We start from the raw sequence: 23,997 nt of genomic DNA on the forward strand, positions 1-23,997 counted from the left end.
TTAAATCATATTTTAAACATTTGCCTGAATTTTAATTTCCTTATTTTTTTCCATTAACTTGGAAAGAAAAATTTTTCGTTATGCATAGGTCAGCTAACCTCAGTAAAATCAAAGACAATCAGGAAAAAGTTTGGGACATTGCGGTCATTGGAGGAGGTTCTTCCGGTTTTGGAGTCGCTTTGGATGCGCTTTCGAGAGGGCTTTCGGTGGTTTTGTTAGAAAAATCGGATTTCGCCAAAGGCACTTCCAGTCGCAGTACCAAACTACTTCATGGCGGCGTACGCTACCTTGCCCAAGGAGATGTGTTGTTGGTTTTGGAAGCTTTGAAAGAAAGGGGAAGACTCTTGGAGAATGCTCCCCATCTGACCTACAACCAGCCATTTATCATTCCCATTTACACTTGGTTTGATAGGTTACAGTATTCAGTTGGACTGAAATTATACGACCTGATGGCAGGCAAGTGGAGGCTCGGCAAATCAAAGTTTATCAGTAAAACCGAAACTGTCCGAAGGATGCCTCAGATCAAACAGGAAGGACTGAAAGGCGGGGTGGTCTATCATGACGGTCAGTTTGATGATGCCAGGATGATCATAGCTTTGGCCCAGACCTGCGATGAGCTCGGCGGTTGTGTGTTGAATTATTCCAAAGTAGAATCCCTGACCAAAGATACCCACGGTAAGGTCGACGGCCTGAATTTTATAGACCAATTGAATGGAAGCCATCTACAGATCAAAGCAAGAATGGTGGTCAATGCCACGGGTGTTTTTGCTGACAAGATCTTAAGGATGGATAATCCTGATGCGAGAAAGAGCATTCAACCGAGTCAAGGCATACATTTGGTTTTTGACCAGTCTTTTTTGGGAGGCAAGGACGCGTTGATGATTCCCAAAACTTCTGACGGCAGGGTGTTGTTTGCCGTGCCTTGGCATGGAAAGCTAGTCGTCGGGACCACAGATACCCTGAAGGACAAACCCCAATTGGAACCGGAAGCTTTGGAAAAGGAAATAGATTTTGTGTTGGAAACTGCCCAAGCATACCTGACCAAAAAACCCACAAAGGCTGATATACTTTCTGTTTTTGCCGGATTGAGGCCATTGGCTGCGCCAAAAGAAGATGGCGCCAAGACCAAGGAAATTTCCCGTACCCATAAAGTGATTCTTTCAGATTCTAAATTGGTCACATTGACAGGTGGCAAATGGACCACATTCCGTAAAATGGGTGAGGATACAGTAGAATATTTCCCTAGAGTAACAGGCAAAAATATGTCTGAAAGCAAATCTGCCTCACAAAAACTTCATGGATTCACCATCAAGCCGGATGAAGGACATATGGCCATCTATGGTTCAGACGCTTTTCAGATCAGGTTTATGCTCAAAGACCACCCCGAGTGGAGAGAAAAACTACATCCAAAATATCCTTATACCATTGCCGAGGTGATTTGGATCATTAGGAATGAAATGGCCGTCAAACTGGAAGATGTGCTCTCAAGGAGGTTCAGGATTCTTTTGCTTGATGCCAGGACTGCCATGGAGATGGCGCCAAAAGTGGTGGAGATCATGGCCAAAGAACTTGGAATGGATCAAAATTGGATAGAGGATGAATTGAAGGAATTTAAAAAGACTGCCAATAAATACATCATAAAACCCTAAGCAATGACCCAAAATACCCAGTACATCATGTCTTTGGACCAAGGAACGACAAGTTCACGGTCCATCATTTTTAACAAACAGGGCGAAATAGTTTGTGTTGCCCAAAGAGCTTTCAAACAACATTTTCCAAAATCAGGATGGGTAGAACATGACCCTATGGAGATTTGGTCAACCCAATCTTCGGTTTTGGCAGAGTCCATGGCCAAAGGAGGTATTAAAGCAAAGAATATTGCAGCGATCGGAATCACCAACCAAAGGGAAACCACCATTATTTGGGATAGGAAAACAGGAAAACCCATCTACAATGCCATCGTGTGGCAAGATCGCAGGACTTCCGCCTATGTTGACCAACTCAAAGCAGAAGGCAAAGAAGAAATGGTCGCCTCCAAAACCGGCTTGGTGTTGGATGCCTATTTTTCAGCTACCAAGATCAAATGGTTGCTTGACAATGTCGAGGGAGCAAGAGAAAAAGCTGATAACGGAGAATTGGCTTTTGGTACAGTGGATACTTGGTTAGTTTGGAACCTGACCCATAAGCAGGTGCACGTTACGGACGTTTCAAATGCCAGCCGTACCATGCTATTCAACATTTTTGAAAAAAAATGGGATACCGAACTCTTGTCTCTTTTTGATATTCCAATGTCCTTATTGCCCGAAGTGAAGTCAAGTTCTGAGGTATATGGACATACTTCCGAATCGTTGTTTCCTGTGCCGATACCCATTGCCGGGATAGCAGGTGATCAGCAGGCGGCACTTTTTGGACAGTTGTGTACCCATCCCGGAATGGCAAAAACCACTTATGGGACCGGTTGTTTTCTCATGATGAATACCGGCGAATTACCGGTTAAGTCAAACAACAAATTGCTGACTACTATTGCTTGGGAAATCAATGGAAAAGTAAACTATGCATTGGAAGGTTCTGTATTTATCGGAGGAGCAGCTATCCAATGGCTCAGGGACGGGATTGAGCTTTTTGGCCATGCCAAAGAAAGTGAAGTATTGGCACAAAGTCTTAAAGACAATGACGGTGTCTATTTTGTACCTGCGATGGCAGGACTTGGGGCTCCGCATTGGGACCAAAATGCCCGAGGCGCTTTTTTTGGAATTACGCGTGGTACAACGATAGCGCACATGACTCGGGCAGCTTTGGAAGCCATAGCCTATCAAGTCCGGGATGTATTGGATGCGATGCAGAAAGACAGTGGAGCACCGATCAAAGAACTCCGTGTCGACGGTGGTGCTACCGCAAATAATTTCTTGATGCAGTTCCAGTCGGATATTTTGCAGACCAAAATTAAAAGGCCCAAAATCATCGAAACCACCGCAATTGGAGCGGCGTTTTTGGCTGGTTTGGCAGTAGGTTTTTGGGAATCTGAAGAAGAATTACAGGCCCTATGGGAATCAGACAAGGATTTTGATCCAAAAATGGATGTTGAGAAAGTTGATTACTTTCTTCATTTTTGGCATAAGGCAGTTGAACGATCAAAAAACTGGGTAGAATAATGGATACTTTGATAGCAGAATTCGTAGGGACTTCACTCCTGATTACAATGGGTTCGGGAGTGGTTGCCAATGTAGTCTTGAATAAAACTAAAGGGCAAAATTCAGGTTGGATGGTGATCACTACCGCTTGGGCATTGGGAGTTTTTATTGGGGTTGTGGTGGCAGGTCCGCACAGCGGTGCGCACCTCAATCCCGCTGTAAGTATCGGTTTGGCTATTGCCGGACTTTTCGATTGGGCGATGGTTCCGGGATATATTTTTGCCCAGATATTAGGAGCCATGTTTGGGGCTGGGATTTCTTGGCTCGTGTACAAGGACCACTTTGATGCCACAGAAGATCCGGGATCGAAATTTGCTCCTTTTGGGACAGCACCTGCCATCCGGAACCTACCTTCCAACCTGTTTTCAGAAATCATTGGAACATCCGTTTTGATCATTGTGATCCTATATTCCACCAATCCTGTGATACAATATACCGACGGTGAGCAAATCCCGATCGGTCTTGGCGCTCTTGGCGCATTGCCGGTAGCGTTTTTGGTTTGGGTGATAGGATTGGCTTTGGGTGGAACGACAGGATATGCCATCAATCCTGCAAGGGATTTTGGACCAAGATTGATGCACCAACTGCTACCGATCAAAGGTAAAGGTACGAGTGATTGGGCCTATTCTTGGGTTCCGGTATTGGGCCCGATTCTGGGTGCGGCTATGGCTGCAGGGATTTTCCTTTTGCTGAGTGAAGGGAACTTGGTTTGAAAAGAGAAGCGAGAAGCTAGAGACGAGAAGCGAGAAGGTAAAATTTGAAAACACCTTTGGTTGTGAGACTGAGGGTTTTTTTACGCTTAGTTTTCTTTGCTAATGGTGAAAAACAAAAAAAGATTTTCTGGTTTGAATTTTTAAAACCCTGCTCAAAAAATTAGAAGTCGGATAATAGCAGATTAAAATCGAAAAATGATACATGTCAAACCCTCCAAGAATTTTTCTTTCTTGGAGGGTTGTTTATTCTCTATCTGAGTACTTCTCTCGCAATCACAATCTTTTGAATCTCTGATGTTCCTTCTCCAATGGTGCAAAGTTTGGAATCCCTATAATATTTCTCCACCGGATAATCTTTTGTAAATCCATAGCCACCAAAAATCTGAACTGCTTCATTGGAAACAGATACCGCAACCTCAGATGCATATAACTTTGCTTGCGCACCTTCCAAAGTCACTTTTTGGCCTTTATTTTTCAATGCTGCTGCTTTGAAAGTCAAAAGCTTTGCTGCTTCTATTTGAGTGGCCATGTCTGCCAATTTGAAAGAAATTCCTTGAAAACTGTTGATCGGTTTGTTGAATTGATGACGTTCTTTGGAATATTGGATGGACGCTTCCAAAGCCCCTTCAGCGATGCCCAATGAAAGTGCGGCGATGGAAATCCTTCCCCCATCCAGAACTTTCATGGACTGGATAAAACCATCACCGACTTCTCCCAAAATCTGACTTTCATGTACCCTACAGTCTTCAAAAATCAGTTCCGCAGTTTCAGATGCACGCATGCCGAGTTTGTCTTCTTTTCTACCGCCTTTGAATCCTGGAGTTCCCTTTTCTATCACAAACGCAGTCATCCCATGGGAATCCCCCACTTCTCCTGTTCTTGCGATGACCACAGCTACATCACCGGAAATTCCATGTGTGATAAAGTTTTTGGCACCATTGAGGATATAATGCTCGCCATCTTTGATCGCGACAGTTCGCATGTTGCCGGCATCAGAACCAGTATTCGGCTCGGTTAGTCCCCAAGCTCCGAGCAATTCGCAGGTGGCTAATTTGGGGATGTATTTTTGCTTTTGGGCTTCATTGCCAAACATCAGGATGTGGTTGGTGCAAAGCGAATTGTGCGCCGCCATGGACAGACCGACTGATGGATCCAATTTGGATAATTCCACAATCGCTGTCACATATTCAAAATAGCCAAAACCTGAACCACCATATTCTGTTGGCACAAGTACCCCCATCAAACCGAGGTGTCCAAGTTTTTTGAAAAGTTCAACAGGAAAAATCTGCTTGTCATCCCATTCTTTTCTGAATGGGGTAATCTCCTTTGCTCCAAAGTCCCGAATCATCTTGGCGATCATCGCCTGATTTTCATTGAGCTCAAAATTCATCATAATTCTATTTTATTAATTGGGTTTATCTGTACTAAGATACAAACTCCAAGTTCATGGGGAAGGTTTGTCTTAAATCTGGGATTTCAGGCTTTGCGCCTGCAACACGACAAACGGAGCAACTTCCGATTTTGAGTCAAGGATTCTGTGGTATTTCTATGAGGAAATTGAGAAAATAACAAAATTTAATTTTGATCAAAATTTGAAAAATATTTATACAATTGGTTGAAAGCTAGGATAGAAACACGTCAACAAACTCAAACCGCTGTCCGTCAAACAATCCTTTGTCGCTGAGCTTGAGGTCTGGAATAACCAATAATGCCATAAAACTCAAAGTCATGAAGGGTGATTTGAGAGATGAACCCATATCCTTTGCCATTTTATCGATGTTGGTGTAGGCTTGCGCGACTTCATACCCGTCATTGGGCGACATGATACCGCCAACAGGCAAAGCCAATACCTTTTCCTTGGTTCCGTTCACAGCAGAAATGCCGCCTTTCTCTTGGATCAATAAATTGACTGCCCTGCAAATGGACGCATCATCCACGCCGACTGCAATGATATTGTGTGAATCATGGCCGACGGAAGAAGCAATCGCTCCGGATTTTAATCCGAAGTTTTTGATAAAAGCGATAGCTGGCACTGCATTTTGGTAACGGTTGACAACTGTCAATTTTAGAATATCAGATTCAAGGTTGGATTCGGCAAAGCCATTTTTGACAATGATCTCTCCTTGGATTTCTGGCGTAATAAGTTGTCCGTCCAATGCGCTGATTACCCTGACTTTATTTCCTTTTGCCAATAATTGAAAATCCTCAATCTTTTTTATTCCTGTATTGAAGTTGTTGATAATCGGATTTTGGATTCGGTTGATCAATGTTTTTCCGTTTTCTGCCACCAATTGTCCATCAATATAAGTCTGAAGAACTTTGAAATTACTGAGGTCTTTTACGATAATAAAATCTGCGGGATCACCGATTTGCATTTGCCCGACATCCATCCGATAATGTTCGACAGTTGTGATGCATGCTACCTTTAAAACATCAAATACGTCCTTTCCTTTTGCCACCGCCCGGATCACTAGTTCATTGATATGGCTGAGAGCGAGGTTATCAGGATGCTTGTCATCCGAGCAAAACATCACCTTATCAGGATAGTCATCGATGATATCGATCAATGCTTCAAAGTTTTTGGCAGCGCTCCCTTCCCGGATGGAAATTTTCATTCCCAACCTAACTTTATCCAAAGCCTCTTCCAAAGTAAAACATTCGTGGTCTGTGGTGATGCCCGCTGAGGCATATTGGGCGGCTATTTTCCCCCTCAATCCCGGAGCATGGCCATCGACAGGCTTGCCGTATTTCTTCGCAAGGGCGATTTTTTCCATGACTATCGGGTCTCTGTTGACAGTTCCCGGCCAATTCATCATCTCTGCGAGGTAGCTGATTTCTTTTCTTTCCAACAAATCATGGATATCCTGCACACTGATTTCTGCGCCTGCCGTTTCAAAAGGAGTAGCAGGAACGCAGGAGGGAGCGCCAAAATAAAACTTGAAAGGAACCTGATTTCCATTTTCAATCATATAATTGATTCCTTTCATGCCGCATACATTGGCGATTTCGTGCGGATCAGAAACGGTCGCAACAGTTCCATGGACCACAGCCAACCTCGCAAATTCGGACGGAACGAGCATGGATGACTCTATGTGTACATGGGCATCGACAAAACCTGGAAGAAGGAAGGGGAGGTTTTTATCCTCAATTACTTTTCGGATAGAAACGATCCTTCCTTTTTCAACCGTAACTTCGGCTGAAAAAATCTCACGGTTGGCAATGTCAACAAGCTGTCCGAGGACATTAAAATAAGCCATAATGGAATGGTTTTTAAATTATGTAAAGTTATGTTTACCATAAAAAGAATTAGCCACACCAAGTTATGTAATACATACACATTGGAAAGGAAATAGATTTAAAACTACTATATTTGCGCCTGAAATTAAAAAAAGCCAAGGCTACTTTTATTTGATGCAGAAAATTGTGATTGCGATTGACGGATACTCAGGATGTGGCAAAAGTTCTACCGCTAAAGCAGTGGCGCAAATTTTGGGTTATACTTATATCGACTCAGGAGCCATGTACAGAGCTGCAACATTGCATTTTTTGAATAACCATGTTGTTCTTTCCAATCCCAAAGAGGTCAGCAAAAATCTCCAATCACTTGAAATTTCATTTCATCCAAATTCGGATAACGGAAAACAGGAAACCTTTGTAAACGGGTTGAACGTAGAGGATGAAATCCGGTCCATGAGGGTTTCTGATTACGTCAGCGAAGTCAGTAAGCTTAAGGAGGTAAGATCTGAACTTGTGGCTCAGCAGCAAAAGTTAGGTGAAAAGAAAGGGGTAGTGATGGATGGAAGGGATATCGGCACGGTGGTGTTTCCTTCTGCTGAATTAAAAGTCTTTATGTCGGCGGATTTGAAGATACGGGCTGAAAGACGTCGAAAGGAACTTCTCGAAAGAGGGGAGTTGGTAGCGCTTGAAAAAATAGTGCAGAATCTAGCAGAAAGAGATCAAGTAGATACGACAAGACTGGAAAGTCCGCTTCGAAAAGCAGAAGATGCTGTGGAATTGGACACGAGTAAGTTGGAATTTGACGACCAGGTAAATCAAATTGTATCATTCGCCAAAGGAAAAATTGGCATTTAATGTTTTGACCATGGAAGTAACCATTGACAAAAATTCAGGGTATTGTTTTGGGGTCGAGTTTGCCATCAAAATGGCTGAGGACGAAATGGAAGTATCTGAAAAGCTCTATTGCCTTGGGGACATTGTTCACAATGACATGGAGGTACAGCGTCTTAGCAAGAAAGGATTGGTGGTGATCGACAGGGAACAGCTTCAGGGATTGACAGATTGCAAGGTGTTGATAAGGGCTCATGGTGAACCGCCAGAAACTTATAGAACAGCAATAGAAAATAACATCGAACTGATTGATGCTTCTTGTCCGGTAGTGTTGAAACTACAGCATAGGGTAAAAACAGCTTTTGATAAAATGGAAAGGGAGCAGGGTCAGATTGTCATTTATGGTAAAAAAGGCCATGCTGAAGTGATTGGACTTACAGGACAGACTTTAGAAAAAGCCATTGTTGTCATGGAAGACAAAGATTTGGACAAAGTCGATTATTCCCGACCTGTGACCTTGTTCAGTCAGACTACCAAAAGCACCAAAGGTTTTTATGAACTGAAAGCCAAAATTGAGGAAAGGATAAAAGCTGAGAAAGGGGAGCTTTCAGAGGTTGATTTCAATGCCAATGACTCGATTTGCCGACAGGTTTCCAACAGGGAGCCACAGCTTCAGCGGTTTTCGCTAGAGAATGATGTCATTTTATTTGTCTCAGGCAAAAAAAGCTCCAACGGTAGGGCCCTATATCAGGTTTGCCTTACCGAAAATAGCAGAAGTTATTTTGTGGAGAACGAAACAGAAATCGACCCATCATGGTTTAATTCTGAGGACAAAGTTGGGATTTGTGGGGCCACTTCCACGCCAATGTGGTTGATGGAGCAGGTGTTGGACTATGTACAATCTTTGGAAAGAGACAAGGTTTTAGAAAATTGACCAGCCTTCCATTCAAATAAAACCTTTGATATCTGTGCGAAAACTCACAAATATTACCGCCATTACCTTCTAATAACTGATGTATTTTATTAGATTTGAGGCGTTTTTAAATAGACCATACAGTTCAAAATCATATGTCAAAAACAATAAAGCTTAAGAAAGGATTCGATATTAAGCTCGCCGGAAAAGCTGAAAAGCAGCTTGGGGATTTCAAACGGGCAAAAACCTTTGCGATCAAACCTGCTGATTTTATTGGAATGCAAAGACCAAAAGTCACTGTAAATGAAGGAGATTTGGTCAAGGCCGGTACTCCGATTTTATTTGACAAAGCAATGGAAAGTGTACATTACGTCGCTCCCGTTTCAGGTGAGATAATCGAAATCAAAAGGGGAGACAAAAGGAAACTGCTGGAGATCAAAATCCTCGCAGATTCTGAAGTCAGTTATGAATCTTTTGAAAAATTCACCGATTCCTCTATCAAAACTCTTTCCAAAGAGACAGCAATCGCCCAATTGTGTAAAGGAGGAGTTTGGCCTCAATTGATACAAAGGCCATATGGAATTGTTGCCAACCCACAGGATTCCCCAAAATCAATTTTCATTTCAGGTTTTGATACCCATCCTTTGGCACCCGATTATGGTTTTGCTTTGAAGGGTGAAGAGAAATTTTTCCAGGCTGGTGTTCTTGTACTACAAAAACTAACAACAGGAAAAGTTCATTTGGGACTTGAGCTTGATTCGGAAATAGCGCCTGTTTTTGCAAATGTTCAAGGCGCACAGGTCAATAAATTTTCAGGTCCACATCCTGCAGGAAATGTGGGTGTCCATATTCACCATGTTGATCCAATCAATAAAGGGGAAATAGTCTGGACAATCAGTCCTTTTGGTGTTGTTCAGATCGGAAAGCTTTTTGTTGAAGGAAAATACGACGCATCAAAACTTGTTGCTGTTTCGGGTTCTGAAGCTAAGAAAGCCGCATATGCAAAAACGTATATCGGCGCCTGTGTAGATACTTTGGTAAATGGCAACCTGAAGCAAGATCATATCAGAGTGGTTTCCGGGAATGTGCTGACAGGAGAAAAAATCAATAATGATGGTTATTTGGGATTTTACGCAAGTCAAATTACCATTCTTCCCGAGGGAGATTACTATGAGTTTTTGGGTTGGATGAAGCCGACAAGTGAAAAGCTAAGTTACCATAGAGCACTTGGATTGCTTTCTTTCTTGAAGCCAAACAAGGAGTATGTTCTTGATACCAACGTGAGAGGAGAAGAACGAGCATTTGTTCAGACCGGAGTATTTGAAAGCGTCACACCGATGGATATTCTTCCTGTTTATCTGTTGAAAGCTATTATGGCGGAAGATTTTGATGAAATGGAAGAATTGGGAATTTACGAAGTAGTGGAGGAAGATCTTGCGCTGTGTGAGTTTGTAGATGTGTCCAAGCATCCCGTTCAGGAAATTATCAGAAAAGGAATAGATTTAATTCAATACAGTTAATTAATATGAAGTTTCTAAGAGATCTGTTGGATAAGCAGAAACCGCTTTTTCATAAAGGCGGAAAGTTGGAGAACTTATTTTACCTCTATGAGGCGGGAGAGACATTTTTGTTTTCCCCAAATCATACCAACGGTATAAAAGGTGCTCAGGTAAAAGATGCCATTGACCTGAAGAGGATGATGATCACCGTGGTGATTGCCATGATTCCTTGTCTTCTTTTTGGTATATACAATACCGGTCATCAGCATTTTCTTGCAACAGGACAGACAGCAGGATTATGGGAGGATTTCGGACCCAAATTCCTTTTGGGACTGCAGCTGGTACTGCCGGTAGTGATAGTGGCTTACGCAGCAGGTGGATTGGTAGAGGCTGCATTTGCAGTCATCAGAAAACACCCGATCAATGAAGGATTCCTTGTGACAGGAATGTTGATTCCTTTGGTTGTACCTGCCACCATTCCTTTATGGCAAGTTGCCCTCGCTACGATTTTCGCAGTGGTAATAGCAAAAGAAGTTTTTGGAGGTACAGGGATGAACGTACTTAACGTTGCCATGACGGCACGGGCATTTTTGTATTTCGCCTATCCTGCACAGATTTCAGGTGATCTCGTATGGACTTACCTTGGAGACAAAGCTCCTGTGGATGGATTCTCGGGCGCTACCGCCTTGGCAGTTGCCTACAACGCGGGTGTTGACGGTCAGCCTGTCGCCCAGGCGCTTGCAGAGCACAATTCTGCTATAGGAGATGGGCTATATAGTTTCTATAATATGTTTATGGGCTGGATTCCCGGCTCTATCGGAGAAACCTCTACCTTGATGGCATTGGTCGGAGCCTTGATTTTGGTGGGTACAGGTGTCGCAAGTTGGAAAATCATTGTCAGTGGTTTTGCAGGTGCCTATATCATGGGTTTGGTAATGAATCTTTTTGCTGTAAATGAGTACATGGCTATGTCTCCTGAATACCATTGGGTAGTGGGAGGATTGGCATTTGGTATCGTATTTATGGCAACAGATCCTGTGTCAGCTGCCCAAACGGAAACCGGAAAATGGATTTATGGTTTGTTGATTGGTATTCTAACAGTGATCATCCGTGTGACAAACCCGGCTTATCCGGAAGGAATTATGCTTGCCGTTCTATTTATGAACGTGTTTGCTCCATTGATTGATTATTATGTAGTTAAAGCAAATAAAAACAGGAGGTTACAACGTGCAACAGTCTAACACATACATTATCACATTTTCCATCATCCTGACTGTAGTTTTGGGATTATTGCTATCTGGAACGTCCCAGGTGTTGGGACCTTTGCAGAGAAAAGCAGAGGAATTGGATGCCAAAAAGCAAATTTTGGGAGCTGTTTTGGATGGAGCCCAGTTAAAACAAATGAAACCAGAAGAAGTTTTGAGTTTTTACGAATCAAGAATTATTTCTAAAGTAGTGGATATTGAAGGGAAAGAAGTAACCCAAAACCCTGATGGAAGTCCCATTGTCGCTGAAAAAGTGAATGTTGGTAAAAACTACAAAATGGCTCCTGAAAGCAGGATGTATCCGATTTATGTGTTTCATGCAGAGGGGAACCCTGAGTCAGTGGAATCCTATATCCTTCCCGTATACGGTGCAGGTCTTTGGGATGAGATTTGGGGTTACGTCGCATTGCAGACAGATCTCAATACCATCGAGGGAGTAACGTTCTCACACAAAGCAGAAACACCGGGCCTCGGTGCAAGAATTACTTCGCCTGATGTGCAGCAGCGCTATCAGGGTAAGCAGATCTTTGACGAGAGCGGTAATATTCAGTCTGTATGGATGCAAAAAGGAGAGGGAAAAGATTATGCCAATGATTCCGATAAAGTGGATGGTCTTTCAGGAGCTACCATCACTGCCAATGGCGTTAATAACATGTTGAAAAATTACCTTCAGTATTACAGCTCGTTTTTGAGTAATCAAAAATCTAGTCAACAATCTGAAGTTGTTGCAGTAAATTAAATCTTGAACGTTTCAAACTATAGATAAATGAGTACAGAAACTACAGTGACAGAAGTTAAAAAGCCAGCTGAAGCGCTTTTGTCAAAAAGAAGAAAGAAATTAATTTCAGATCCGCTCATCGACAGCAATCCAGTTACCATTCAGGTTTTGGGAATCTGTTCAGCATTGGCTGTTACCACTCAGATGCAGCCAACCTTGATCATGGCCATTTCGGTTATTTTCGTGGTGGTCATGTCCAATTTTGTTATCTCCTTGATGAGAAATACTATTCCTTCCCGAGTAAGGATTATAGTACAATTAGCCGTGGTAGCGACTTTGGTTACATTGGTAAGTGAACTCTTGAGAGCATTTGCTTATGACATGTACAAGGAGTTGTCAGTGTTTGTTGGCCTGATCATCACTAATTGTATTGTGATGGGCAGACTTGAAGCCTTTGCCTTAGGTAATAAACCTTATGATTCTGTTCTTGACGGTTTTGGTTCCGCTTTAGGTTATTCATGGATTATCTTGGCAGTTGCATTTTTCAGAGAATTGCTAGGTTCAGGGAACGTTTTTGGTGTTCCTGTTTATGATTCTATCGCAGGATTAATCGGAAATGATTTCAGCTTGGCCAGAAATGGTCTGATGGTAACACCGGTAGGTGCCTTTATCATCCTAGGATTGATCATTTGGGTACAGCGTACCAAGACAGGTTATGTTGAACATTAATTAAAGAAATTAGACATGGAATTATTTAGCTTGGGTATTCGGTCAATCTTTATTGACAATATGATTTTCGCTTATTTCTTGGGAATGTGCTCTTTCTTGGCTGTTTCCAAAAAAGTAAGTACAGCGATAGGTCTAGGTGCTGCTGTTGTTTTTGTGTTGGCAGTGACCACACCTGCCAATTGGCTTTTGAATGAGTATGTTTTGAAAGAAGGTGCTTTGTCCTGGGCAGGAGATACATTTCTTACCATAGACCTTTCTTTCTTAAGGTTTATCATGTTCATTGCGATCATTGCAGCAATCGTTCAGCTTGTGGAAATGATTGTTGAAAAATTCGCCCCTGCATTATATGGTGCTTTGGGTATCTTTCTTCCCTTGATTGCTGTAAACTGTGCTATTTTGGGAGGTTCTCTTTTCATGGCCCAAAGGGACTACACGTTAGCTGAAGCAACTGTCTATGGATTCAGTTCTGGAATAGGCTTTATGTTGGCAATTGTTGCGCTTGCTGCTATCAGAGAAAAATTGAAATATTCCAATGTACCAAATGGTCTTAAAGGTCTTGGTATCACCATGCTGTTGACGGGCTTGATGGGTATTGCCTTTATGTCTTTTATGGGAATTGATCTTTAATTACTTCCCTTCGAAATATTGAAACCCTGGGTTTTCCAATCCGGGGTTTTTTTATGGCTTGTCGCCAAGGAAATTTACCTTTGATAAGTTTTTAACAATAATTTCCTCTCGGTAAGCATCCAATTTTTTGTATTTTTATTCAAAATGTTTAACCATGGCGTTCACCTATAAACGAATCATTACTTATTTTTTCAGGGGATTGTTGTTTGTGGTTCCTATAACCCTGACTATCTATGTGATCTATCTTATCATTCAATTTTTGGATGGGATCCTACCAATTCCGATTCCCGGTCTAGGGATTTTGATCATGTTGGCATTCATTACATTCATTGGTTTTTTGGCGAGTATATTTATCACAAAGCCTCTCTTTGACATTTTTGAAAAGTGGGTATTTAAAATCCCTTTGATCAATATTCTCTATACAAGTATCAAGGACCTGATGTCCGCTTTTGTGGGTGACAAAAAGAAATTCAATATTCCTGTGATTGTGAAGTTGTCTGAAGGAATGTCCCGATTGGGTTTTATCACACAGGATGATTTGTCGATTTTGGAAGAAGAGAATCTTGTCGCCATTTATTTCCCCCACAGTTATAATTTCTCTGGGAATCTTTATTTGGTCCCGAGAGACAATGTCCGGATTTTAAAAAATGTAAAGAGTGCAGATATCATGAAAATGATAGTCTCGGGTGGGGTGTCTCCTTTGCATGATTGATGGAAAGATTATCCTGCCAAGCATTTTAAATACCTTCTAGCCAATTTTACGGAAGCAGACAAAATTATTTACGTTATATTTCCAAATAACCATTTACCGATATACCATGAAAAACCTACTCGTAATCCTATTCATACTTTCCATTTCTACCTTTTCCTTTGGACAAAAAGACGAATGGATTTCTTTATTCAATGGCAAAAACCTTGATGGATGGAAGGTTTCAGAAAACCCTTCTTCCTTCACAGTGGTCGATGGAGAGATCAAAATCGACGGTCCACGTGCACACGCATTCTATGTTGGCGAAGTCAATAATGGGGAGTTTAAAGATTTTGAATTTATCGCCGAGGTCAAAACCATGCCCAAAGCCAACTCAGGGATATTTTTCCATACCAAATACCAAGAAACCGGATGGCCTGATAAAGGCTATGAAGTTCAGGTAAATCAATCCCATGGTGACTGGAGAAAGACAGGAAGCTTGTATTCTTTCAATGACGTAAAAGAAGTCCATGTCAAAGATGGAGAATGGTATACCGAACACATCATCGTCAAAGGTGACCATGTCACTGTTAAGATCAATGGCAAAACCGTGATGGAATACGTGGAGTCGGAGGATAAAAACCGACCTGCCAATGCTGGCGAAAAGAAAATCGATAAGGGAACATTTGCACTTCAGGCCCATGATCCCGAAAGCGTGATTTATTATAGGAATATCAAGGTGAAAATTTTGGATTAAACCACCTTGACCACCACGGCTGATTGGGAATCGAACTCCCCGATCAGCCATGCTTTTTGTTGGTGTTGTTCCAAGATTGACTCAAAAGCTTTTTGAAATGTTGGGTTGATTGCCACCATCAATCCTCCGTTGGTCTGTGGATCGCAGAATTTGACCAATTCCATGCCGACGATTCCTTCGGATTTGCCGCTGTAGGCATTCCAATTCCGGTAGGTATTGTCAGGAAATACGAATTGGGAAATATAATCAGATACGCCTTCGATGAGTGGAAGACTGTTGCCCTGAATGACAGCTGTAAGTCCTGCTCCTTCCGCCATCTCCACCAAATGTCCCAATATTCCAAAACCTGTCACATCGGTCATCGCATGGACGTAATCCAATAATCCAAAATCTTTTCCGATGGAGTTGATTTGGGTGGCATAGCGCATCATGTTGGCATAATCCTCCTCTTTGATTTTATCCCTTTTCAGTGCAGTAGCCAAAACCCCGATACCCAATGGCTTGGTGATGTAAATCAAATCCCCTACCTGTGATCCTTTGTTGGTTTTGATATTGTTGGGGTGAATGATTCCGTTGACAGAAAGCCCAAAAATCGGATCTTTGGCCGCGATGCTATGTCCTCCTGCCAAAGGAATTCCTATCAAATGGCACATCTCCCTTCCTCCCTCCAACACTTCGCTTGCTAACAATGGATCAATTTTTTCCACCGGCCAACTTAAAATCGCATTGGCAAAAAGTGGCTTTCCCCCCATCGCATATACATCCGACAATGCATTTGCTGCGGCAATCCTCCCAAAATCGAAAGCATCATCCACAATCGGCGTGAAGAAATCAACTGTATTGATCATGGCAATGGTCTCACTGACCTGATATACAGCGGCATCGTCTTTGGATGAATTTCCCGCCAAAAGCTGGGTATCCACCAAATCCACTGAATTTCTATTTGCAAGGATGCTATCCAAAACTGCCGGCGCAATCTTACATCCACAACCTGAACCTTCACTGAATTGCGTTAATCTGATAGTTGGTTTTTCCATAGGATGGTGTGTTTTATAGCCAACAGTTGCTGGAGAGATTCTTCAATACCTTTATTACTCAAGTCTAGATGGAATGTTTGCGCTCTTTTATTATTGGCGAGTTCGTAGCCGTAAGTCTTATCATAATAGACCAGCATATTTGCTATCCATGAATCATGGCGCTGTTGAAGGATATCCTCTAAAGCCTCTGCCGTCCTCTTTCCTCCCAGTTTTTTCTGCAGTCTTTTAACAGATTCAAGAAGATCTTCTGTAGGCAAATAGGCGTACTCCTGAGTGATATGATTGATCCGCTCTGATTCTGATTTTGTGATTTCTATCAAAGGAGAAGCTAGGATATTGGCATAGAGTTCATCTGCTAGATTCACTTTTCCAATCCTCTGGCTTTCATTTTCTATCCATATTTTCTCGGAAAGCGGGATTTTGAAAAGTTCTTCTGCAAGCAAATTTTCAAAATGCTCAATGCTCGGTTGTGGAGGTAGACCAATCCCGCCAAAGGAAGAGCCTTTGTGTTTGGCTAGGTCTTCCAAGTCGATGACGGATTCTCTGTTTTTATGGAGTTCATAAAGCAGGACAGTTTTACCTACACCTGTTTTTCCACCCAAAACGATGTAATCCCTTTTTGCCCTTACGGTTTCATAAGTAAGTGTCCGGTATGTTTTGTAGCCGCCTTTCAACCGCAATATTTCAAATCCCGCCATGCTGAGAAGCCAAGACATGATCTCACTTCTCATGCCTCCCCGCCAACAATACGTCATGATTTTTTTGTCGGGAAAAAGCCGCAAAGCATCCTGAATAATGGCATGGAACCGAGGTCCGACGAGCTCGAACCCTTTTATAATGGCTTCCTGATTTCCTTGTTGCTTGTAGATCGTTCCGACAATTTTCCTTTCCTCGTTGTTCAGGATTGGCACATTGGTGGTACCTGGAATATGTCCCTGCTCAAACTCCCCTTCACTACGCGCATCCAAAATCGGGATGCTTCCCCGTAGTTCCAAAAATTGCTCAAGTTCGATCAGGATTTCTTTCATGAATTCATTTTACTCAAAAATAAAAATAGCCACAAAGATCGAATCTTTGTGGCTATCCATTTAATTCTTATCAGGATTAAAGCTGGGCATCCAGTTTCTGAGCCAAAACGGCCTTTGGAACTGCTCCGACTTGCTTATCTACTATTTTGCCATCTTTGAAGAAAAGAAGGGTTGGGATACTTCTGATTCCAAGCTGCGAGGCAACCATTGGGTTGGAATCCACATCTACCTTTCCGATCACTGCTTTGCCTGCATAATCACCTGCCAATTCCTCTACTATTGGGCCGATCATTTTACATGGGCCACACCATTCTGCCCAAAAATCCACTAGAACAGGATGCTCTGAATTGATTATTTCTTGAAAGTTTGCGTCAGTAATTTCTATTGCTTTTGCCATTGTATTGTATTTTTGGATGTTGCTAATTTTTCAAATATACTTCTAAAGCACTTTACTTGGGAATAAGTTCCTAGAGGTATTAAAAAAATAAAATACCCAAAATGAATTTGCTTGGTGTGATTGAAAGTCATTTTTCAATAGGAACTTTTTCCAAATTGCTTTTCTGGAAATCGAAACCACACTTTATAAACCCCTAATTTGAGGAATATGATTCTTTGTTTCGCAAATTTTCTAATTCTCCAGATTATATGATCTGATAGACCACCTCAGGAATTTGACCCAAGTCCTTGATCATTTCATTGGAAGGATCTACCGTATACCGCTTGGACATGAGGTCTAGAGTGATGTTTTCCTTACTGTCAATAATGTTGATGTACAGCTTGGCTTCTCCCTTATATTTTTGGGTGATGGCTTCGAGTTTTTCCATCAGGTCAAAATTAAGGTCATCTAGGTCAATATTGACTCGCAAACCTTTGATCATTTTTCCCCTTACCTCACTCAAAAGCATCATGGAGTTGATCTTGAATTCGTATTCATTATCCTTCCATTTGTTGAGATGGGTGGACCCGGTCAGGTAAATAAACCAACCTGTCATGAAATACTCTTTGAACCGGATATAATCTTCTCCAAAAATAAAGAAGGTATGCGCCCCGTGATAATCCTCCATGGTCAGCGTTCCAAATGGTTTCCCCGTTTTGGTAGTCCTATGGGCAAATGATGTCACCGCACCGGCGGATTTGATCTCGCCTTTTTTTCGCAAGGTTTCGATATCACTGAACTCCGGAAGAGGCGTATTGGTAAATGACTCTATTTCTACCCTAAACTGATCCAATGGATGTCCTGAGATATAAAGTCCGACAACTTCTTTTTCAATGTTGAGTTGTTGAAGCTGACTAAACGGCTCCATCGGAGGGATGCTTGGTAAGGGAACTTCCATTCCGGTACCTCCGCCAAAGAGACTCACCTGTGAACTGTCTGCTTCCTGCTGCACTTTTTGTGCATATTTAGTGGCTTTTTCCAACACAGTCACATCACCGTCTAATGCTTCGAGGTATTGTCTTCTGTGATGTTCTTTGAAGCAATCAAAACCTCCAGCCATTGCCAATGCCTCCAACGTTTTCTTATTTACTGCTCGGGAATTGACTCTTTTGCAGAACTCAAAGATATTTTTGTAAGGTCCCGATTTTTCCCTTTCTGCAATAATCATATCCACGGCTGCACTTCCTGCACCTTTGATGGCAGCAAGACCAAACCTGACCTGACCTTCCTTATTTACGGTAAATCCGTTATTGGATTCATTGATATCCGGCCCCAATACAGCGATTCCGGCACGCTTGCATTCCTCCATGAAGAATGTCACCTGCGTGATATCATTCATGTTGTTGCTCAGTACAGAAGCCATGTACTCAGCCGGATAATGTGCCTTGAGGTATGCCGTCTGGTAGGCAATCCAGGCATAGCAGGTGGAGTGCGACTTGTTGAAGGCATAGGAGGCAAAGGCTTCCCAATCTTTCCAGATTTTCTCCAGTTTTTTTGGATCATGGCCCTTTGAGGAAGCCTGTTCCACAAATTTGGGTTTCATTTTATCCAAGACATCCTTTTGCTTTTTACCCATTGCCTTACGGAGTACGTCAGCTTCGCCTTTGGTAAATCCTGCCAATTTTTGGGAAAGCAACATGACCTGTTCCTGATAGACGGTGATACCATAAGTTTCTTCCAGGTATTCTTTCATGTCATCAAGGTCATAGCTGATTGGTTCTGTGCCGTGCTTTCTTCGGATAAAACTCGGGATATATTCCAAAGGTCCCGGTCTATAAAGTGCATTCATCGCAATCAAATCGGCAAAAACGGTAGGCTTCAGTTCCCTCATGTACTTCTGCATCCCTGCAGATTCGTATTGGAAGATTCCGACGGTTTCCCCTCTTTGAAAAAGCTCATAAGTCTTTACATCATCTATCGGAAATTCATCCGGATCGAGGTCGATGCCATGTCTTTCTTTGACGATTTTTACAGCGTCTTTGATCAGGGTAAGGGTTTTCAAACCCAAAAAGTCCATTTTCAATAACCCGGCGCTTTCCACGACTGAGTTGTCAAACTGCGTGCAGACCATGTCCGAATCTTTGGCCAAAGCCACAGGAACGTAATTGGTAATGTCTCCGGGTGTGATGATCACCCCACAGGCATGTATTCCGAGATTTCGAACCGAACCTTCCAAAACCGTTGCCTGCTTGATGGTTCGGGACAATTCATCCTGACCTTTGTAAATACGGATCAGTTCATCCGCCTTGCCAATGTCCTCTCCGTTGTTTTTGAGTTTGTCAGCTAGTTTTGCCCGGTCGTTGGAAAGGTCAAAAAGCGCCTTTAGCTTGATATCGGGGACAAGTTTTGCCAGTTTATCGGCTTCAGCCAAAGGCAGGTTCAAAACCCTTGCGGTATCACGGATGGCTGATTTGGCAGCCATGGTACCGTAAGTAATGATCTGTGCGACTTGGTTTGAACCGTATTTGTTGATCACATAATCGATTACTTTTTGACGGCCTTCATCGTCAAAGTCAATGTCAATATCGGGAAGGGAAACCCTGTCCGGATTGAGGAATCTCTCGAAGAGTAGGTCATAAGCAATGGGATCCACATTGGTAATTCCCGTGCAATAAGCAACAGCAGAACCTGCGGCCGAACCCCGGCCCGGACCTACGGAGACCCCCATCTTTCTCGCTGCTCCTGTAAAGTCCTGGACGATGAGAAAATAACCCGGATAACCTGTTTTTTCGATCGTCGCCAATTCAAATTCTAGCCTTTCCCTGATTTCGTCAGTGAGGACAGGGTAGCGTTTCTTCGCACCTTCATAAGTCAGGTATTTCAGATAAGCATTTTCCCCTCTTTTGCCTCCATCTTCTTTATCAAGCGGATTTTTGAATTCCTCTGGAATTTGGAAATTGGGAAGCAAGACATCCCTTTGTAGTTTGTAGGTTTCTATTTTTTCGACAATCTCGTTGGTGCAGGCGATTGCCTCAGGAAGGTCAGCGAAGAGTTTTTTCATCTCCTCTGGACTTTTCAAATAGAATTCGTCATTGGGAAATCCATATCTGAATTCACGTCCACGCTTTCCAATATATTTCTTCGGCTTTTCTACCAATTCCCCATCCTTGACACAAAGCAAAATATCATGGGCTTTGGCGTCATTTTTATGGTTGTAGTACGTATTGTTGGCGGCAAAGTATTTGACGCCGTACTTTTGTGCAAAATGCAACAAAACCTCATTCACTTTTTCCTCTTCAGGAATCCCGTGGCGGTTGAGTTCTACATAAAAGTCTTCTCCAAATTGCTCCTTCCACCAGACAAAAGCCTCCTCCGCCTGCGTGTCACCCACATTCAAAATCAGGTAGGGAATCTCTCCCCACAGTCCGCCTGTGGTAGCGATAAGGTCTGATTTGTATTCCACCAAAACTTCCCTGTCGATCCTTGGGAGATAATAATAGCCTTGGATATTGGCGTAGGAAGAGAGTTTGGCGAGGTTATGATATCCTTTTTTGTTTTTTGCTAGGAGTACAGTCTGGTAACCGTCGTCCTTTTGGCTTTTGTTATTTCGGTCCTTGGTCAAGTTAAATTCACAACCGATGATGGGTTTGATTTCTTTTGCAAGGGCTTCTTTGACAAAATTGAATGCCGCCATCATGTTGCCGTGGTCTGTCATGGCGATCGCAGGCATCTTCATTTCCTTTGCAAGGGCTATCATTGCAGGAATTTCAGAAGTCGCCTGCAGGACAGAATATTGCGTATGGACATGCAGGTGCGAAAAAGGCATGTCCGTCATGACCGAGATATCTGCTGTTCCGGCAGCTTTCAGGACATCTTTAGCGGCTGTTTTTTGATCATCCTTTACATTGGCAAAGTTGGCCGCATCCAGTTTTGGTGCCTCATATATAACTTCCGAAACCAGGATTCCCTTTTCCGGGGAAATTACTTTTTGGGTAATCAGACCAAAAAAACATTTGGCAGTGGCTGCTACGTCATAGGCCGCATCGTGGGCATCCTGAAATCCGTTGCCAAAAAGTTTGTGGTGCAATTCCGTCAAAGTCGGCCATTTGTATTTCCCTCCTTTGCCGCCCGGTAGCGCACAAAAATCCGTGGAAAGGTCTTTGGTATCCATTTCCTTCATGGACTGCAGCTTCATGGGAATTTGCTTTCGCAAAAACTCAGAACCCACCACATTGATGTCAAAACCGATGTTGTGACCTACGAGGTAGTTGGCTTTTTCTACATCCTCATGAAAAATTGCGAGCACTTTATCCAAAGCATGACCTTCTCTGGTGGCACGTTCTGTGGAAATGCCGTGCACTTTTTCGGCATTGTAAGGAATGGTGAATCCTTCCGGTTTGACAATGTAATTATGATTGGAAAGGAGTTTGCCTTTGGCATCATGAAGCTGCCATGCCACCTGAACCAGCCTTGGCCAGTTGTCATCATCTGACATGGGGGCATTGTAACTTCTTGGTAATCCGGTGGTTTCGGTATCGAAAATAAGGTACATAGGTGCTACTCAAAATTGGATGGTCTAAAATAAGACATATCCTCGGGAGCTGCTATGCGAGTGGGGCAAATTGTCGGGATTTAATTTTAGATTTTCACATTAAGCCATTTGAAATGGATAAGCTTTTTTGTTAAACTTAACCCATGAAAAAATACAAGGCAAAAAAGGGAACAGGCATAAAAATCCTTTTGGCTTTATCAATACTTTTTCCTGTTCTTGTTTATGTTTTTGAGAGTCAACTACCTCTAAATTTCTCCGTGATTTTTCTGCTTCTTTTGATTCCGATTTTAATGCTGAGTTGGGTTTACCTTAGCACCGCTTATTGGATTGACAATGAAAAACTTTTTTATAAATCAGCATTCTTAAAAGGTGATTTAGATATCCATCAAATTAGCGGGATTACCAAAAATAGAACTTTGTGGACCGGGGTCAAACCTGCGATGGCCGGCAAAGGACTTATCATAAAAATGAAATATGATGAAATTTATGTAGCTCCTGAAGACAATGAGGAAATGATTGAAGATTTATTAAAAATCAATTCTGGAATTGAAGTTGTGGAATAAAAACTTGCATCTCTTATGTTTAAATACCTTTCTCAATACAAAAAGCCAAAAAGATACAAGGGGATTTTGTTGCCTAATCCATATTCCAAATCATCTGCAGCAATGAATGAATCGGGAAGATTGGCGATTTGGCTGAAGTCTTTATTTTTTCCGCCTATTTCAAATAAGTACTTATCATCGATCAGAAAATCTCCCTGCTGAGGGTAGGTGACTGTTCTTTTACTGTTTGCCAATTGGTTATAAAAAAATGTTTCCCTGACATTTCCTTTATTTTGGTTTTCAAGGGCCAAGGCATAAATGAGATTCGTGTTGGACAAAAAGATTTTGTCTGGCTTATTCATCATGCTGACTCCATGGGATGAATTTCTAAGGTTTCTGATGAGCCTAGATGTTTCCAACATGTGGAGCATTTCCAGTAACCTAGGCCTCGTAGTTTCTGTTTTTTCTGCCAGTTTGGTGATGTTTGGGCTGAAAGGGACAGCCGTGGATAAGATGTAAAGTAATTTTTTCAGTTTTGCCTGGGTAGCGGTGGAGATGTCCCTTCCTTCAGGTAAATCATAATCTATAATGACATTGATCAACTGATTGATTTTAGAGATATAATCTTGCTGTCCTTCTTTAAAAAAGGGGTAGGCTCCATATTGTAAGTATTGTTCAAACTCGGCTAATGGGTGTGGCAAAACCTCAATTATTTTGCTTGAAAGCTCTTGGTGATTGATGAGCAGATAGTTCAAATCAACCGGTGAAGCCACTATTTGATGTTTCAATGCAATGTATTCCCTAAAAGATAATTCGGGAAGTTCATAATAAACCAATCTCCTGCTCAAGTCAACTTGGGACTTTTGAAGCGGAAGAATTGACGAACCGGAGATCACCATTTTCAAGTCCGGGTAAAAATCATAAAGGTTTTTTACTGCGGCTTGCCAATCCCCATACTTATGCACCTCATCCAAAAAAAGGTGCTTTCCACCCAATTGGATAAATCGCTCTGCCACTTCTACAAGTCCCTCTTGTTTGAAATATAGGTCATCCAATGATATGTAAAGGGATTGGCTTTCTGGAAGTTTCTCTTTCAAATATTGGAGCATCAGAGTAGATTTACCTGTACCTCTTGCACCAAGGATACAAATTGCTCTTGCGTCCCAATTGATTTGGTGGTATAGATTTCTTTTAAAATCTAATTTGACCGACCTTAAAAGGTTTTTGTATCTTGTAATTAACGATTCCATTGTATCTTCAAAGATACGATTTAATATTTAAAGTGTATCTTTGA

The 23,997-nt window shown here is 42.1% G+C and carries 20 protein-coding genes; 13 read left to right on the top strand and 7 right to left on the bottom strand.

The window, feature by feature from the left end; genetic code table 11:
• The first annotated feature begins 80 nt into the window (after positions 1 to 80).
• Genes MMU05_RS11740 through MMU05_RS11750 form a run of 3 tightly spaced genes read left to right on the top strand, consistent with a single transcriptional unit; the run spans position 81 to position 3,904 of the window.
• A complete protein-coding gene (locus MMU05_RS11740) occupies positions 81 to 1,649 on the top strand; it encodes a glycerol-3-phosphate dehydrogenase/oxidase (protein WP_241141874.1) in 1,569 nt (522 codons plus the stop codon).
• A 3-nt stretch (positions 1,650 to 1,652) separates the two neighbouring features.
• A complete protein-coding gene (gene glpK, locus MMU05_RS11745; protein WP_241141875.1) occupies positions 1,653 to 3,152 on the top strand; it encodes a glycerol kinase GlpK in 1,500 nt (499 codons plus the stop codon).
• The gene (locus MMU05_RS11750; RefSeq protein WP_241141876.1) at positions 3,152 to 3,904 is read left to right on the top strand and encodes an MIP/aquaporin family protein; all 753 of its coding nucleotides are present in this window, start codon (positions 3,152 to 3,154) and stop codon (positions 3,902 to 3,904) included. Before glpK ends, MMU05_RS11750 begins: the two co-directional genes overlap by 1 nt.
• A gap of 250 nt (positions 3,905 to 4,154) precedes the next feature.
• Here MMU05_RS11750 and MMU05_RS11755 read toward each other — a convergent pair whose 3' ends face one another.
• Both MMU05_RS11755 and ade read right to left on the bottom strand, forming a co-directional pair.
• Positions 4,155 to 5,294 (bottom strand): acyl-CoA dehydrogenase family protein, encoded by a 1,140-nt coding sequence (locus MMU05_RS11755; protein ID WP_241141919.1) that lies wholly within the window; start codon positions 5,292 to 5,294, stop codon positions 4,155 to 4,157.
• A gap of 232 nt (positions 5,295 to 5,526) precedes the next feature.
• Positions 5,527 to 7,161, bottom strand: coding sequence for an adenine deaminase (gene ade / locus MMU05_RS11760; RefSeq protein ID WP_241141877.1), 1,635 nt, complete (start codon positions 7,159 to 7,161; stop codon positions 5,527 to 5,529).
• Between the two features lie 154 nt (positions 7,162 to 7,315).
• Here ade and cmk point away from each other — a divergent pair, with 154 nt between their 5' ends.
• The 9 genes from cmk to MMU05_RS11805 all read left to right on the top strand — a co-directional run bounded on the left by cmk (position 7,316) and on the right by MMU05_RS11805 (position 15,168).
• Positions 7,316 to 7,996 (top strand): (d)CMP kinase, encoded by a 681-nt coding sequence (cmk, locus tag MMU05_RS11765; RefSeq protein ID WP_241141920.1) that lies wholly within the window; start codon positions 7,316 to 7,318, stop codon positions 7,994 to 7,996.
• 10 nt (positions 7,997 to 8,006) lie between these two features.
• The gene (locus tag MMU05_RS11770; protein WP_241141878.1) at positions 8,007 to 8,906 is read left to right on the top strand and encodes a 4-hydroxy-3-methylbut-2-enyl diphosphate reductase; all 900 of its coding nucleotides are present in this window, start codon (positions 8,007 to 8,009) and stop codon (positions 8,904 to 8,906) included.
• 134 nt (positions 8,907 to 9,040) lie between these two features.
• Positions 9,041 to 10,405, top strand: coding sequence for a Na(+)-translocating NADH-quinone reductase subunit A (locus tag MMU05_RS11775; RefSeq protein ID WP_241141879.1), 1,365 nt, complete (start codon positions 9,041 to 9,043; stop codon positions 10,403 to 10,405).
• 5 nt (positions 10,406 to 10,410) lie between these two features.
• Positions 10,411 to 11,625, top strand: coding sequence for an NADH:ubiquinone reductase (Na(+)-transporting) subunit B (locus MMU05_RS11780; protein ID WP_241141880.1), 1,215 nt, complete (start codon positions 10,411 to 10,413; stop codon positions 11,623 to 11,625).
• Positions 11,612 to 12,388, top strand: a complete 777-nt coding sequence (gene nqrC, locus MMU05_RS11785; protein WP_241141881.1) for an NADH:ubiquinone reductase (Na(+)-transporting) subunit C — start codon at positions 11,612 to 11,614, stop codon at positions 12,386 to 12,388. Before MMU05_RS11780 ends, nqrC begins: the two co-directional genes overlap by 14 nt.
• 27 nt (positions 12,389 to 12,415) lie before the next feature.
• Entirely contained in the window at positions 12,416 to 13,096 is a 681-nt protein-coding gene (locus tag MMU05_RS11790; RefSeq protein WP_241141882.1) for an NADH:ubiquinone reductase (Na(+)-transporting) subunit D, read from the top strand.
• A gap of 15 nt (positions 13,097 to 13,111) precedes the next feature.
• Positions 13,112 to 13,723: an NADH:ubiquinone reductase (Na(+)-transporting) subunit E gene (gene nqrE / locus MMU05_RS11795; protein ID WP_241141883.1), complete on the top strand. Its 612-nt coding sequence runs from the start codon at positions 13,112 to 13,114 to the stop codon at positions 13,721 to 13,723.
• A 154-nt stretch (positions 13,724 to 13,877) separates the two neighbouring features.
• The gene (locus MMU05_RS11800; RefSeq protein ID WP_241141884.1) at positions 13,878 to 14,435 is read left to right on the top strand and encodes a DUF502 domain-containing protein; all 558 of its coding nucleotides are present in this window, start codon (positions 13,878 to 13,880) and stop codon (positions 14,433 to 14,435) included.
• A gap of 106 nt (positions 14,436 to 14,541) precedes the next feature.
• Positions 14,542 to 15,168 (top strand): 3-keto-disaccharide hydrolase, encoded by a 627-nt coding sequence (locus MMU05_RS11805; protein WP_241141885.1) that lies wholly within the window; start codon positions 14,542 to 14,544, stop codon positions 15,166 to 15,168.
• Here the strand turns inward: MMU05_RS11805 and selD are convergent.
• The 4 genes from selD to dnaE all read right to left on the bottom strand — a co-directional run bounded on the left by selD (position 15,165) and on the right by dnaE (position 22,161).
• On the bottom strand, positions 15,165 to 16,205 hold the full coding sequence (gene selD, locus MMU05_RS11810; RefSeq protein WP_241141886.1) for a selenide, water dikinase SelD: 1,041 nt from the start codon (positions 16,203 to 16,205) through the stop codon (positions 15,165 to 15,167). The genes MMU05_RS11805 and selD overlap by 4 nt on opposite strands.
• Positions 16,181 to 17,233 carry a tRNA 2-selenouridine(34) synthase MnmH gene (gene mnmH, locus MMU05_RS11815; RefSeq protein ID WP_241141887.1) on the bottom strand — a complete coding sequence of 351 codons (1,053 nt, stop codon included), beginning with the start codon at positions 17,231 to 17,233 and terminating at the stop codon, positions 16,181 to 16,183. The genes selD and mnmH overlap by 25 nt, the downstream gene beginning before the upstream one ends.
• Before the next feature lie 76 nt (positions 17,234 to 17,309).
• Positions 17,310 to 17,630: a thioredoxin gene (gene trxA / locus MMU05_RS11820; RefSeq protein WP_113925010.1), complete on the bottom strand. Its 321-nt coding sequence runs from the start codon at positions 17,628 to 17,630 to the stop codon at positions 17,310 to 17,312.
• Positions 17,631 to 17,874: 244 nt separating this feature from the next.
• Complete coding sequence (dnaE, locus tag MMU05_RS11825) at positions 17,875 to 22,161, bottom strand: DNA polymerase III subunit alpha (RefSeq protein WP_241141888.1); 4,287 nt, start codon at positions 22,159 to 22,161, stop codon at positions 17,875 to 17,877.
• 143 nt (positions 22,162 to 22,304) lie between these two features.
• Between dnaE and MMU05_RS11830 the strand changes: the two genes are divergently transcribed.
• Positions 22,305 to 22,724: a PH domain-containing protein gene (locus MMU05_RS11830; RefSeq protein WP_241141889.1), complete on the top strand. Its 420-nt coding sequence runs from the start codon at positions 22,305 to 22,307 to the stop codon at positions 22,722 to 22,724.
• A gap of 32 nt (positions 22,725 to 22,756) precedes the next feature.
• Here the strand turns inward: MMU05_RS11830 and MMU05_RS11835 are convergent, their stop codons facing one another.
• Positions 22,757 to 23,953, bottom strand: coding sequence for an ATP-binding protein (locus MMU05_RS11835; RefSeq protein WP_262917664.1), 1,197 nt, complete (start codon positions 23,951 to 23,953; stop codon positions 22,757 to 22,759).
• Positions 23,954 to 23,997 lie beyond the last annotated feature (44 nt).

The sequence above is a fragment of the Cognataquiflexum rubidum genome (genome assembly GCF_022538115.1).
Lineage (GTDB): Bacteria > Bacteroidota > Bacteroidia > Cytophagales > Cyclobacteriaceae > Cognataquiflexum > Cognataquiflexum rubidum.